The organism is Legionella rowbothamii, from assembly GCF_900639985.1.
GTDB classification, from domain to species: Bacteria; Pseudomonadota; Gammaproteobacteria; order Legionellales; family Legionellaceae; genus Legionella; species Legionella rowbothamii.
In genome coordinates, this window is record NZ_CAAAIM010000001.1 from 960,867 (window position 1) to 974,663 (window position 13,797).

Genomic DNA, 13,797 nt, shown 5'->3' on the forward strand with positions numbered 1-13,797 from the left:
AACTCACAGAGGTTGTTATAAATTCAAAACGACTAGCCTTTGATTTTTTAACCAGCTGAGTTATCTCCTTCTGAAACATCTGGTATTAGCTGGACGGAACCCTGGACATTTCTGCGCTAGCCCCCCAATACGGGTTGGTTTTCGTATATCGCCGCCCGAGACTCAGTTTCATGGCTAGCTTTTTTATAGTTCGCAAAAAAGCCTATCCCCATACAAAGTCCAATTCCCAGCCCCAAACCTATTCCAGCCCCCAGTGTACCCATTGAAAAGAAACCTAATGCTGCAAGTCCCCCTATAATAAGCAGGCCTCTAATCATTTTAGAAGCTGGACAACTCATAATTTGCAGAAATAAACTTGACGATAGTAACTTTTTCTCATCAGTGGGAGGGATGTCAGGTAAAGTTTTAAGGACGTGTTTATTGAGACATTTGGAGATCTTAAAATGGGGAGCTGAAGCGTCTACGTTATAACTTTGGCTAATAAAAGGAAGATTTATAGCCTGAGAATAACTCTTTAAAACACTATCATAAAACTTGATCTGTATTTTGGCAGAAGATATGATTTTTTTTTCTTCAAGAACCTGTACTAAATAACTTAACTGCTTGTTTTTACCAGTTTCTTGTAACGCCTGAACAGTATTAGAAAAATCCCTTGTTTCTGGGATATAGGAAATTAAAAAAGGATACTTTTGCCCCTTCACGGTGTACACATCTAGAGCTATTCTTGGGGTGTCTTGTGAAACAAGAGTCTCCTCAAAATCTAAGTCCAGATTGAGTATCGCAGACACAAACCCCGCAATATAGGCGGGATTATTATGGTATGCTGCTATTGCACTAATTTGGCTATCATTATGAACCAGGTAATTCTCTATTTTTTCTTTTTTCTGACTTGCTGCATCTATTTTTGCTAACTGGTAATGCGCATTCCTATCATAAGTTGAAGAGTTTATAGGACGACGGCGTACTCTAAAGGTATGAAATTTAGTTAGGGTTTGATCAAAATCAAATATAGAGAGAACTGGGGGCATGAGTTTAAATTCTTTAATTTGTTAATTTAGCATAAACTAAGTGTTTATTTAAATCAATTCTAAAATAATTTACCCTCCGAAATTGTGAAATTAATCAGATTCACTATTTCTTTGATTGGTCGTCCTGAGTTACTCAGCAATTCAATCTATCACAATAAAAAATTATTAAATTCGGTCCAAATCTGTTTTTGTAAGAGCGCTCGTGGCATTTCCAGTATTTAATGTTGCTTTTGGCTCAATTAACATGACATGCACCTCTTCTTCTGCTACGGGCAAGTGCTCAACCCCTTTCGGAATGATAATAAATTCACCTTCTTTTAAAATAACATCATGATCTCTAAATTTTATTAAGAGGTTTCCCTTAATTATAAAAAATAGCTCATCTTCATTATGATGTTTATGCCATACAAACTCACCTTTGAATTTTGCCAGCTTTACGTGAGAATCATTCAGATCACCTACTATCTTTGGTGACCAATATTCATTAAATAAATCAAATTTGTTTTCTATGTTAACTGTTTGCACAGAAAAAAGCTCCTCTATGATTTCATATCAGGTTAAGGAAAAAATAATGTTTACCCTATACGAACATTCTAGCTCGCAGGCACTAATAAAGTTGTTTTAGAAATATCCAGTTGTTCAGCTATTTTTTACTGGAATAATACCATTTTTCTAAAGTACTGCAGCAATGGCTGCTTTTTCCCGACTACGTTCACGAATTAACTCTCGCATAAGCTTTTAGATCTTTAGAGCGTTCATTTTGAGAGAATGATATATCCTCAAGCATCTGCCAATGCTCATCAACTATTTGAATAGTTTTCTATTGTATTATTCATCTTCAATCCATTTTTAAGAGCTTCATAAAATATTGGGTTTTACCGCATATCATCCCAAACTGGCAATGAGGCTTGGGCCATATTTTTTATTTAAAAAGGAACCGTACACACAGGGCATTGATTGTGTTCGACAAAATTATCATGAGTATTTATATTTTAAATATGTTGATGATATTCCGCTGCGTAAAGCACTATGCGCCCGAGCTTAAAAAGCGGGTAGACTGGCCCAAAAATGCGATGTAAGGCGATGGCATTTAGATGAAACGTATATCAAGATAAAAGGCGAATGGAAATATCTCTATCGCGCAATTGATGAGCAACGCAATACCATTGATTTTTATTTGTCCCATTGACGCAAACGGTTTCCTAAAAAACTAATTAGGCGGTGACACTCATTGGAACGAAAAGGTATCTAAGCCAGAGTAAATTATTTAGTCTTCTGATAAAACGACTTGAGTGTTATATTTCGTTCGATTGAGGCAAAAACTACTTCGAAACTGTTTTATATTAGGTTCGTTGGCAAATACTCTTCTTGCAAAGTCATTATAATCGTTCATATCTTTTACATGAATAATGAGTAAATAATCCGTATCGCCTGATACAAAATAGCATTGCATTATTTCGGGTTCCTCAGACATTTTTCGTTCGAAATGAGCCAATAGGTCTTCTCTTTGCTTTTCTAAGGTAATATTTACAAAGACAATTAATGGCTTGCCCACTTTAAAAGGATCGACTAAAGAAACATCGTTGAGAATAATCCCTTCATCACGTAAACGCTTTACTCGCCTGAAACAAGGAGGTGCTGAAATCCCAACTTTCTCTGCAAGTGCTTGATTTGTAATCTGATTGTCCGTCTGAAGAATATTGAGAATTTTTCTGTCTGTTTTATCTAATAATTCATTTTCACAATTTTTATTGGTCAATTTTAAATGAGTTGAGTTGAGAGTCTTTTTCATATATTACCCATTTTATAAAAAAAACATTATAAAAGGTAATTTTTATAATATAAATAAGAAATTTATTTATTTAAATTTCATGATAGATTATTTTCTCCTAAAACGCGGAGAAAATTGTGATTACCATAAGATTGGCTAATATTGATGAGGTTATAACTTTAAATGAACTCATTACCCTATCGGCAAGAGAATTAAGCAGAGATATATATTCAGAGCAAGAAATTGAAGGGGCAATCCAGTACGTATTTGGTGTAGATACTGAATTGGTTAAAGATATGACTTATTTTGTTATTGAAAAAGATGGAGAAATAGCCGGTTGTGGTGGGTGGAGTAAACGTAAAACGTTATTTGGTGGTAATCAATTTCCAGGTCGAGAAGAGGCTACGTATCTCGAGCCCTCAAAAGAGGCTGCCAAAATAAGAGCCTTTTTTATTCATCCCAAATTTGCTAGACAGGGTTTAGGAAGTATGCTTCTAAAGCATTGTGAACATGAAGCACTTTTAAATGGATTTACTCAATTTGAAATGATGGCCACACTTCCCGGAGTGAAGCTATACACTACCTTGGCTTATAAAGCAGTTTGTGAGGAAGTTATAACGCTTCCTAATAATGTTTCTTTGAGATTTGTACGTATGATGAAAATTTGAAAGAATGAATACTAGTTGATAACGTCTCAATATTTCGATTAACAGAGCCCCAAATATGACTTTTTTAATCCAAAATAACCTCCCAAAAGTCGGATGTCTATAATTTCGAATAGTTCAATTCAAACAATGTAGGCTAGTTAAGATGTAATTTGAGATTTTCAGCGGATTGCCATCAATATTAAATCTTTGGGGAATGACGTCCTTTAAAACAGATCATATTCTGCCTTTTTACAAAAATCATAACTTAACTATAATATTTTCGACAGAATCGGAGAATTGCTGCAGATAGGAAAATGATTGGCATTATCCCCCATCAGCAGAGGTAGAAGTATCATCAGAGGGTCGGGATGTAAAAAAATACGCAGAGAAAACAACTAACTCACCACAGGATGATCGAAATTTAAATAAATCGTAGAAATATAAGCATGTCTTGGCAACTTTTATGCTATTATGATTTTTTTAAGTGCTCGTTTTTAGATGAATCTCACTATTTAGAAGAGGTAACGAATGAAAAAAAATATGCTTGGTATGACGTTCCTTATTTTATCTTGTTCGACATTTGCCAGTGGAGTTCATATAGAAAAATTAAGTGCAAGAGGAGAAAAAAATATTTCTTTTCGCACAATCATCAACCCCTTTGGAGGCGCCCTTTCAGAAGCGCGGTCTATTGCAAAGAAAAAATTAATTCAGAAGTGTGCAGCACAGTTTAATGGAAGAATTATTGGAAAGATTGAGTATAAAACAATAAGATTTGATGAAGGTATTATGGCGGCGCGAGTAAAGGCTGACGGGAATTGTGAATATGGAAAGCACTCTAAATCAGCTACCTTAAAGCAGAACAAAAAGTAAAAAAGAAATCAGAGTGCGCATGGAAAAATGAGTTTAATGTCCCAAAAAATTCTTAATAGATTATTCTTGAGGTCTTTATGACCTAAAGCTAAAAGATGAAACTTGTCAAAAAACTTTTAAATAACTGATTAAGATCTAATCTTATTGATTTGAAGCATTGACTTGCTAATATTCAAAAAAACACATTTATAATTTAATGAAAAAATATAGGGAGCAACCTAATTTTCTAGGTTCTTTGATTAAAGCCGTGTAATTGTTAAATCCCAACATCACTATCTGAACACTCAATTTATACACAGAATGAGTTCATTAACTCAAGTATTACAAATAAATACGTACTCTCATTATTGGCACGAGTTTTTGAACCAATTTAGTTTAAAAAACAAATGTTTACCTCTCTTTTATTTACATTCCACAAACCTATCGTTTTATGGAATAAACAATACGGTCTATAATCCATACAAATATCATAATATAAAAAACAAACTAAAAATTGGTAGGGACATTCAATTTATTTTCTAGATTTGATAAAGAGTAGATGTAGCGACTGAGGGCAAAATGAAAAGCAGACTCTAATTAAGCAGTTATTACTATTGGATATTGTTTCAAACGCTTAAATACTTGAAAGCATCACTAATTTTACTGTCATTTGAAGGGATAACCATGCCAATGCCACATCAACGATATCTTGAAGAAGCTATAAAAGAAGCACGACAAAGTCTTGCTCAGGGAGGGATACCCATTGGTGCTATACTTGTTTATCAAGACAGGATCATTGGGCGCGGACATAATCAACGAGTTCAAAAAGGAAGCACCATATTACATGGTGAAATGGATGCAATAGAGAATGCGGGTAGACAGCAAGCTAAAGTTTATGAGCAATCTATTTTATATACCACTCTTTCTCCTTGCATCATGTGCAGCGGAGCCATCCTTCTTTATAAAATTCCTTATGTTGTGATTGGAGAAAATCAAACCTTTATGGGTGAAGAATCGCTATTATCATCACGTGGTGTCAAACTTGAGGTCTTACAAAATAAAGAATGTATCACCATGATGAGACACTTCATTGCTCAAAATAGAAAGTTATGGAGTGAGGATATAGGCGATTAATTTAGCTTCTTATAGGCTTTATTTTAGGGTTCAACAAACCATCCATCTCTGTCCTACTACAGAAAATGTCAGAGCTACTGTTAAAGTTATAATTAAAAGTAACTTTATTTTTCTTAAATTTTTTGAAAATGCTTACTAACTGCAAGTGTCCAGCTATCAATTAGGTCATGCCTTAACAATAAAAACAGAAGAACAATATATCGAGATTATTTAGGGCTATTTTAGAGATATCCAACACATTCACACTGAATTATTAATAACTGAACTAGATATCCGCAGTTAATTGAATTTGAAATGCATAAGCGCTCAAACAACGTAGCTATTCCTCGTCAAGATTGCCCCCGCAAAGGGAAAGCGCATTCAATTCAATTTTTGCCGCGAGAAGGTTTATTTGGGATAGTATTACTAGGGTGGTAGTGTTTAAATAAGTATTAGCTTTCTAAAATTGTTATAATTTGATTTCAGGAAATTAGGATATGTATAAATTTCTAGATTTTTTTAAAGACAGTAAAGGTCAGATTGTTATATTCCAAACACCTAATTTGCCGCTCATTTGCTGGCTGCTACTTACACTATTCAATTTGCTGTGGAGCAATAATCAGCCCAAAATCCATAATTTTTTTAACTTACTCAGTTTTGGATTTATCTTTACATGGTCATGGCTAGAGATAACAAGCGGTGTGAACTATTTTCGCAAAGCACTTGGTCTGCTAGTCATTATTATGGCAGTTGTTTTTAAAAGTTAGTCATAAAAGTCTTCATGAATCGCGCATTAACCGGGTGCAAAACCTTGCGCATTAGCATGTGCACGTATTACCTGGAATGATTGTAAAAAATTAAGATAGAGATTGGCTGATTAAAAATAGTTATAAATTTATTATTATCCAATTCAAGTGCTATACTTACTTTAACCAGCAGGGTAAGATGTTTGAACCGATAAGCTTTCTATGGAGAGCGTTCTGTTGTCAGCGTTGTGCTATATCACGTTAATCGTGGGAAGCCTGAACTGACACGTTTGTTCCCCACCTTAACCCCAGGGTTCAAAGTCTTGTTCTGCTGGATTCATTTATTACCTCCTTTGTCTACTAAGTCGATTGTAATACTCCGATGTCCATTTGTTCTGATTAATAGACTTCCTTTCCCACCGTTTTTGGCTTTCCATTATTATTAAAAAATAATGAGCTTTAGCTAATGTAATATTGCCGATTTCAAAACCTTATAAATTGGATAAATTGAGCTCTGTAGATGAGCCCAACCTAAAAGTCCTTATAAAACTGCCACGGTTTTGCAACGACGACTCGTTATGTTAGAATGAAAACTAAACAAAAAGGAATCAGATAGTAGCCTATGAATTTTTGCACACTTGGACTTGCTGTCATCGAAACTGAAGCACAAGCTGTCTTTGAACTAACCCAACGTATTGATGAGCGATTTGCCAAAGCCTGTGAATTACTGCTTGCCTGCAAAGGGCGAATTGTTGTTACAGGAATGGGAAAGTCAGGGCATATTGCCAATAAAATTGCCGCAACATTGGCAAGTACAGGTAGCCCTTCTTTTTTTATGCACCCAGGTGAAGCCAGTCATGGAGACTTAGGAATGATCACCCGCCAAGATGCGGTGATTGCTATTTCTAACTCAGGTAATACCGCCGAGCTCGTAACCCTGCTTCCCTTATTAAAACGTATGGAGATACCCTTAATTACTCTAACGGGTAATAGCGAATCGATTCTCGCCCGTACTGCAGATGTAAATTTGGATGTGAGCATTAAACAAGAAGCCTGCCCTTTAGGTCTCGCACCAACTACAAGCACCACGGTTGCTTTAGTTATGGGGGATGCCTTAGCTATTTCTCTATTACAGGCCCGTGGGTTTAGTGAAGAAGATTTTGCTTTATCACATCCAGGAGGCTCTTTAGGTAAGCGTCTATTACTACGCATTGATGATATTGCTCATCAAGGTCATGAATTGCCCTTAATTAGCGAACATGCGACAGTCAGCGAAGCACTCATTGAAGTCACGAATAAAAAACTCGGGATGACTTGTGTTACAGATTCTAAAGGTTATCTCGTTGGTGTCTATACCGATGGTGACATTCGCCGCACCTTAACCCGACAATGTGATATAAATACTACTCCACTTAAAGACGTAATGACGCGAAACGCACGTACTATTCGTCCGGGAGTTCTTGCGGCAGAAGCGCTAGCCGTAATGCAAAAGCATAGCATTACGTCATTAGTTGTAGCGGATGAACATAACCGCCCTGTTGCAGTCGTTCACCTTCATGATTTGTTAAAAGCAGGTGTTGTTTAAATGAATAAATTAATCGAAAGAGCACAAAAAATTAAATGCCTGATTTGCGATATGGATGGTGTGCTCACTGATGGCCTCTTATATATTGATAATCATTTTAATGAGCTTAAGACCTTCCACATTCATGATGGCGTAGGTTTAAAATTACTTATGGCAGTAGGAATTGAAGTTGCCGTAATTACTGGTTCCCGTAATGCGGTCGTAGATCACCGCATGCAACAATTAGGCATCAAGCATTACTACAAAGATCAGTTAAATAAGCAAGACACTTATGAACAATTGAAGAAAACATTAAATCTTGAAGACGAACAATTTGCTTATATTGGCGATGATCTTCCGGATGTGCCGCTAATAAAAAAAGTAGGTTTAGGCGTCGCTGTAGCGAATGCCCTACCGGCAGTTAAAGAAATAGCCGTTTGGCAAACTGAACATTCTGGAGGTCGTGGAGCTGTCCGTGAATTATGCGACCTTATTCTCAACGCGCAAAACAAAGTGGATTTGGCGATAGAAGGATATCTAAAATAATGAATGCAGCAAAACAAGGTCTTTGGCTTTTCCTCATGCTCGTTGCCCTAGCAGGTTCCGGCTGGTATTACAGTCATTCCTCAAACATCCTGCGCTTGGACAGTGAAACTTTAGCCAACTCCGTTGACACCACCATTTCTCGTGTGAAAGTACGCCAATTTGATGAAAAAGGCTCGCTAACAACTCTTCTAGCAACGCCTAAGATGCGACACGTTCAAAAAGGTGATGTATATTTTTTCCAAAAACCGCATATTTTAGTAAGCCAAGAACAGCAGCCGCCTTGGGATATCCGCTCAAATCATGCTAAATCTTTTGAAGGTGGTCAGCGAATCGTTTTTATCGGTGATGTCATTGTCCATCAAACCCAGGGGGATAATGTTCAAGGGAGTACCTTAAAAACTGAAGAGGTAACTTATTATCCTAATGAGAAAAAAGCATCTACCGATCTGCTTGTAACCTATGAGCAACCAGGTAATATTATTCAGTCCAAAGGAATGAATGCGTACCTGGATGAAAAAAGAGTAGAATTACTTCATCAAGCACGAGGAAGCTATGCTCCAGCAAATGGTTAAAGGTATTTTGTATAGTGCGGTATGCGTTTTGGCATGCCCCAGTTATGCCCTGCCCACCGATAAAGAACAAGTAATGCACGTGCAGGCGGATTCAGCAGATTTGAACCAACAAAATCATAAAGGCGTTTATATTGGTAATGTGGAATTAATACAAGGCACGACCAATTTACAGGCCGCAAAGGCTATTACTAAAGGGAATGAGAAAAACCAGCTGGTTTTAGCAATCGCCAAGGGTAGTGATGGCAAACAAGCACATTATTGGACCACCACCGATCCTAAGAAGCCTCCCATGCATGCCTATGCCGACACAATACGTTACTACCCCTTAACTCACATTATTGAGCTCATTGGAAATGCGCGGGTAGAACAAGGAAATGATTCATTTTCAGCAGCTAAAATACGCTATGACACCATCAAGCAGCATGTCCTGTCTAATGGTGATAAAAAACAAAGAATAACTATAATTTATCATCCTGAAAAGAAATCGCTATGAATTTATTAGAAGCGCGAAACCTAAAAAAATCCTTTAAATCGCGAACAGTAGTCAATGGGGTAAGCATCCACATCAAAAAAGGTGAATGTGTAGGCTTATTAGGCCCTAATGGCGCGGGGAAAACCACCTGCTTTTATATGATCGTGGGTTTACAGTCTTGCGATGAAGGGCAAATTATCATCGACAATCAAGACATTACTTCGCATGCAATGCACCAACGTGCCCGTCTGGGAATTAGCTACTTACCCCAAGAAGCTTCCGTGTTTCGTAAGCTTACAGTAGCTGAAAATATTATGGCTATTTTAGAGCTTAGACCCGATTTAAACGAGCAAGCTCGTGAAGAAAAACTGGATCTGTTACTGCAAGAATTTCATATTACCCATATTAGTAATAGCATGGGTATGGCTTTATCTGGAGGAGAGCGCAGACGGGTAGAAATTGCCCGCGCCTTAGCAATTGAACCCTCATTTATCCTTCTTGATGAACCTTTTGCCGGCGTTGATCCAATTTCCGTCATTGATATTAAAAAAATTATTCAACATTTATGTAATAAAGGCATTGGTGTTTTAATTACCGATCATAATGTCCGAGAAACACTAGATATTTGTGAACGAGCTTATATTGTAAGCCAGGGGAAAATATTATGTGAAGGAACGCCGGAAATAATTCTTTCAAATCAGCAGGTTAGAGCGGTTTATCTGGGTGAAGACTTTACTTTGTAGACTAACATCATGCTACTTATTATCGATAATTATGATTCGTTTACTTATAACCTGGTGCAATATTTTCAGTGCTTAAATCAGGAAGTGCTCGTTTCAACACATGATCAAATAAGCATCAAGCAAATACGTGAATTAGACCCAGACTATCTGGTTATTTCTCCTGGCCCTAAAGGCCCTGATGACGCGGGTATTTCCCTAGCCGCCATTCATGAGTTTCATCAAGAAATTCCCATTTTAGGAGTTTGCTTAGGACATCAATGTATTGCCCAAGCATTTGGTGGTCAAATTATCTCTGCTCCTGAAATCATGCATGGAAAAACATCGCTGATTCAGCATCATCAACGAGGGCTGTTCCATAATATTCCTGTGGGGTTTCAGGCAACCCGTTACCACTCTCTTGCAGTCGAAACATCCAGCTTGCCCGATTGCCTCTCTATAGATGCCTGGGTAGATAACACAATTATGGCAATTTCACATCGTCAATACCCTGTTTTTGGGCTACAATTTCACCCTGAAGCAATTTTAAGTCAGTATGGTCAGCAATTATTAGAGAACTTCTTAACCTATGAAACCCAATCTTCTATTTGAACAGTTAATCGCAAGGCAGGAATTAAATGCTGAACAAATGCATGATGTAATTCATGCCTGCATGTCTGGTCAATATAATGACCTACAAACCGCTACCTTTTTAGCATTGATGCGCGCTAAAGGAGAAACAGCGAACGAACTAACTGCCGCAGCAAAGGTGATGCAGGAATTAGCTCATACGATTGAATTAGGGACTAATTTAATTGATATTGTGGGTACTGGCGGCGATGGAAAAAATACCTTTAACGTATCCACTGCCTGCAGTTTTGTGGTCGCTGCCGCGGGGGTTTCCGTGGCCAAACATGGCAATCGCTCCGTATCGAGTCGCAGTGGTAGTGCTGATTTACTCGAACAAGCTGGTTTTGTACTTAATCTTTCTGACCCACATATGAAAACGTGCATGCATGAATGCAATCTGGCGTTTTTATTTGCTCCAAGTTACCACCCCGCCATGCAACACGCCCGTACAGCCCGCCAGCAATTAGGTATTCGTACCATGTTTAATCTATTAGGGCCACTAATCAATCCTGCACGCGTAAAAAGACAAGTTGTTGGAGTTTTCTCAACAAGCTGGCAGAAACCTTTAGCCACGGTACTTGCGAACTTGGGAAGTGAACGTGCCTTAGTGATTAGCTCCCAAGATGGTTTGGATGAAATTAGTATTGCTGCGCCCACCCAAGTGGTTGAATATTATCAAGGTGCTTTCCAGGAATGGTCGATTACCCCCGCTGATTATGGTATCCACCATAGTTCACTTGATGAAATTATTGTGGACTCACCAAGTCAAAGCTTAACAATTATCCAATCTATTTTCTCAGGAGCAAAAGGAGCTCCCCGCGATATGGTATTGCTAAACTCTGCGGCAGCAATTTACTGCGCCAAAGAAGAGCTTTCATTTACCCAAGCTATAGAACACGCTCAGGAAGCGTTAGATAGTGGTAGAGCCGCACAACGTTTCCAACAACTTTGTCAATTAACTCAAACTTTAAATAAAGAATCACATTATGAATAGTGTTTTAGAACGCATTGCCCAGCATAAATTAAATGAAGTCGCCCAAGCTAAAAAAACACGCCCTCTAAGCTCATTAGAATTACCCCAATGGGAGCGCCGTGATTTTGTTGCTGCCTTAAAAGAGAGCACAACCCCAGCTATCATTGCCGAAATTAAACGTGCCTCGCCGAGTAAAGGCTTGATCAGAGAAGACTTTGATGTAGCGCAAATCGCGGAAATCTACGCGCAGAATGGGGCGCGTTGTTTGTCCGTACTGACGGATATTGAGTTCTTCCAAGGCCATCCCAATTACTTAGCCCTTGCGAAATCACATTGCAACTTGCCAATATTGCGGAAAGATTTTATCCTCGATGAATACCAAATTTATGAAAGCCAATCTCTAGGCGCAGATTGTATTTTATTAATTGTTGCCTTACTCGATGATGTACAGCTCGCTGATTATTGTCAGTTAGCTCAAGAGCTAAATATGGCCGTGCTTGTGGAAAGTCATACCCGCGAAGAGTTAGACCGCGCCCTGCATTTACCCACACCACTAATGGGAATAAATAACCGTAGTCTGCATACCTTTAAAACAGACATTCAATTAAGTATTAATTTAAAGGACGTAGTTCCACAAGATAGAATAGTTATTACTGAAAGTGGTATTAATACCCACGCGGATATAACCTTAATGCAAGCGAATGGGATTAATACCTTCTTAATTGGGGAAAGTTTAATGCGAGCGGCTGATATTGGCTCAGCGTTACGACATTTGATAACTGGAGCCTAAATGGGCTGGGCTGTAAAGCCCAGCAAAAGATGTCTCTCTTCCTATTATTGAGCCTAATGCGGCACTATGCACCCCAGCCTTCTAAAAACCACATTAGAACTCAATAGGGTTCATAGATCTAACCTATATTTCACTGCCTTTTAATCTCCAGACGGCTCTGGCGTTTTCACCGGTTCCGGCTCTGGAAGATTAGGATCCCCTGGCTCAATAGGTTCTGGATTTGATGGATATTCATCAGGAGAGTCAGGAATCTCATTAGGCTCAGGTATTTCGTCACTGTTTTTCAAAATAGCTCCTTATTATTTGCACTCCGTAGCTAAAGTATAGCAAAATCGAGTTTTTCCTAAAAAAGGTGTTTTATACATGAAAGTAGCTGTAATTACCGGCGCTGCCAATGGTATAGGCTTAGCATTAACTCAAGTTCACTTAGAACAAGAAAATACTGTGGTTATGGTTGATAGAGACCGCTCTAAGCTTAATCATGAAGCAGAGCTTCTGCAAACTCAATTTCCAGGAAAAATTCTTGCCATTGCTTGTGATGTCACTCAGGCAGATGAGGTAATCGTTCTAGCTCAACAAACACAGCGTGAATTAGGTCGTATCGATTGGCTTTATAATAATGCGGGGATTATTGGCCAACTAGCCCCAGTTTGGGATTTAAATGCGGAGCAGATCAAACAAGTCATGAATGTTAATCTGCATGGGATGATCCATGTAATCCAAGCCTTTACCCCCTTTTTATTTCAACAAAGTTTCCGATCACACATTATTAATATGGCAAGCTTATACGCTTTATGCGCTGGCTCACAAACTGCCCCCTACTCCATGTCCAAACATGCGGTTTTGGCTTTATCAGAATCTTTATATTTTGATTTGCATCGCTTAGATAAACCGGTTGATGTCTCTGTAATATTTCCATCATTCACAGATACTGGATTACTCTCCAATCCTGGAGAAGGCCAATCAAGCTTGCATGGCGCATTACAATCCTTATTAGCTCATTCACGCCCAGCAATGGATATAGCGCAGCATATTGTGCACGAAGTCGCTCTGAAAAAATTCTATATTTTCCCGGATAAAGAAGTTAAAGGGTATTGTGACGAACGGACTCAAGCGATGCTAGATCAAGAAAATCCTCATGCGACCAATGTTGAAAAATTAATGACGGCTTTAATCAAGCGCCAAGAATCTCGTAAAGTATCTTAATATAAATCAGTAACATACGAACGAAATCCGTCGGGTTTCATTCGTATGCTTCAAGTTCTATATAGGTAGATACGTTCAGTGTAGTGAAGATTAATAAGACATTTGCATGATGTACGCAAAACAGAATTAATGCGGTTTGTGACGCTATTCACAGAGCTTGTTTATCCCTTC

General features: G+C 38.1%; 16 protein-coding genes and 1 pseudogene. 13 read left to right on the top strand and 4 right to left on the bottom strand.

The genetic code is table 11. The annotated features are described in order from the left end of the window. Positions 1-116: 116 nt before the first annotated feature. Both E1P08_RS04010 and E1P08_RS04015 read right to left on the bottom strand, forming a co-directional pair. The gene (locus E1P08_RS04010) at positions 117-1,028 is read right to left on the bottom strand and encodes a hypothetical protein (RefSeq protein ID WP_133135707.1); all 912 of its coding nucleotides are present in this window, start codon (positions 1,026-1,028) and stop codon (positions 117-119) included. 165 nt (positions 1,029-1,193) lie between these two features. Beyond that, positions 1,194-1,553, bottom strand: coding sequence for a cupin domain-containing protein (locus tag E1P08_RS04015; protein WP_133135708.1), 360 nt, complete (start codon positions 1,551-1,553; stop codon positions 1,194-1,196). Positions 1,554-2,106: 553 nt separating this feature from the next. Here E1P08_RS04015 and E1P08_RS04020 point away from each other — a divergent pair. Then, positions 2,107-2,211 (top strand): annotated as a pseudogene (locus tag E1P08_RS04020) (DDE-type integrase/transposase/recombinase); the annotation flags it as partial. Positions 2,212-2,295: 84 nt separating this feature from the next. Here the strand turns inward: E1P08_RS04020 and E1P08_RS04025 are convergent. Then, positions 2,296-2,820, bottom strand: coding sequence for an Lrp/AsnC family transcriptional regulator (locus E1P08_RS04025; RefSeq protein ID WP_133135709.1), 525 nt, complete (start codon positions 2,818-2,820; stop codon positions 2,296-2,298). A gap of 116 nt (positions 2,821-2,936) precedes the next feature. Between E1P08_RS04025 and E1P08_RS04030 the strand changes: the two genes are divergently transcribed. The 11 genes from E1P08_RS04030 to trpC all read left to right on the top strand — a co-directional run bounded on the left by E1P08_RS04030 (position 2,937) and on the right by trpC (position 12,420). Beyond that, a complete protein-coding gene (locus E1P08_RS04030) occupies positions 2,937-3,467 on the top strand; it encodes a GNAT family N-acetyltransferase (RefSeq protein ID WP_133135710.1) in 531 nt (176 codons plus the stop codon). A gap of 507 nt (positions 3,468-3,974) precedes the next feature. Beyond that, positions 3,975-4,316, top strand: a complete 342-nt coding sequence (locus tag E1P08_RS04035) for a hypothetical protein (protein WP_133135711.1) — start codon at positions 3,975-3,977, stop codon at positions 4,314-4,316. 669 nt (positions 4,317-4,985) lie between these two features. Continuing rightward, the gene (locus E1P08_RS04040) at positions 4,986-5,429 is read left to right on the top strand and encodes a nucleoside deaminase (RefSeq protein ID WP_242602361.1); all 444 of its coding nucleotides are present in this window, start codon (positions 4,986-4,988) and stop codon (positions 5,427-5,429) included. Positions 5,430-6,776: 1,347 nt separating this feature from the next. Beyond that, on the top strand, positions 6,777-7,739 hold the full coding sequence (locus E1P08_RS04050) for a KpsF/GutQ family sugar-phosphate isomerase (RefSeq protein ID WP_133135714.1): 963 nt from the start codon (positions 6,777-6,779) through the stop codon (positions 7,737-7,739). Then, positions 7,740-8,264, top strand: coding sequence for a KdsC family phosphatase (locus E1P08_RS04055; protein WP_133135715.1), 525 nt, complete (start codon positions 7,740-7,742; stop codon positions 8,262-8,264). After that, complete coding sequence (lptC, locus tag E1P08_RS04060; RefSeq protein WP_133135716.1) at positions 8,264-8,836, top strand: LPS export ABC transporter periplasmic protein LptC; 573 nt, start codon at positions 8,264-8,266, stop codon at positions 8,834-8,836. Before E1P08_RS04055 ends, lptC begins: the two co-directional genes overlap by 1 nt. Further along, a complete protein-coding gene (lptA, locus tag E1P08_RS04065; protein ID WP_133135717.1) occupies positions 8,817-9,329 on the top strand; it encodes a lipopolysaccharide transport periplasmic protein LptA in 513 nt (170 codons plus the stop codon). Before lptC ends, lptA begins: the two co-directional genes overlap by 20 nt. Further along, a complete protein-coding gene (lptB, locus tag E1P08_RS04070; protein WP_133135718.1) occupies positions 9,326-10,051 on the top strand; it encodes an LPS export ABC transporter ATP-binding protein in 726 nt (241 codons plus the stop codon). Before lptA ends, lptB begins: the two co-directional genes overlap by 4 nt. Before the next feature lie 9 nt (positions 10,052-10,060). Further along, on the top strand, positions 10,061-10,639 hold the full coding sequence (locus tag E1P08_RS04075; RefSeq protein WP_133135719.1) for an anthranilate synthase component II: 579 nt from the start codon (positions 10,061-10,063) through the stop codon (positions 10,637-10,639). After that, positions 10,617-11,651 (top strand): anthranilate phosphoribosyltransferase, encoded by a 1,035-nt coding sequence (trpD, locus tag E1P08_RS04080; RefSeq protein ID WP_133135720.1) that lies wholly within the window; start codon positions 10,617-10,619, stop codon positions 11,649-11,651. The genes E1P08_RS04075 and trpD overlap by 23 nt, the downstream gene beginning before the upstream one ends. Continuing rightward, a complete protein-coding gene (gene trpC / locus E1P08_RS04085) occupies positions 11,644-12,420 on the top strand; it encodes an indole-3-glycerol phosphate synthase TrpC (protein ID WP_133135721.1) in 777 nt (258 codons plus the stop codon). Before trpD ends, trpC begins: the two co-directional genes overlap by 8 nt. Before the next feature lie 140 nt (positions 12,421-12,560). Here trpC and E1P08_RS17125 read toward each other — a convergent pair whose 3' ends face one another. Beyond that, a complete protein-coding gene (locus tag E1P08_RS17125) occupies positions 12,561-12,707 on the bottom strand; it encodes a hypothetical protein (RefSeq protein WP_165485078.1) in 147 nt (48 codons plus the stop codon). Positions 12,708-12,783: 76 nt separating this feature from the next. On the opposite strand from E1P08_RS17125, the gene E1P08_RS04090 reads away from it, so the two are divergent. Continuing rightward, on the top strand, positions 12,784-13,626 hold the full coding sequence (locus E1P08_RS04090) for an SDR family NAD(P)-dependent oxidoreductase (protein ID WP_133135722.1): 843 nt from the start codon (positions 12,784-12,786) through the stop codon (positions 13,624-13,626). Positions 13,627-13,797: the final 171 nt, after the last annotated feature.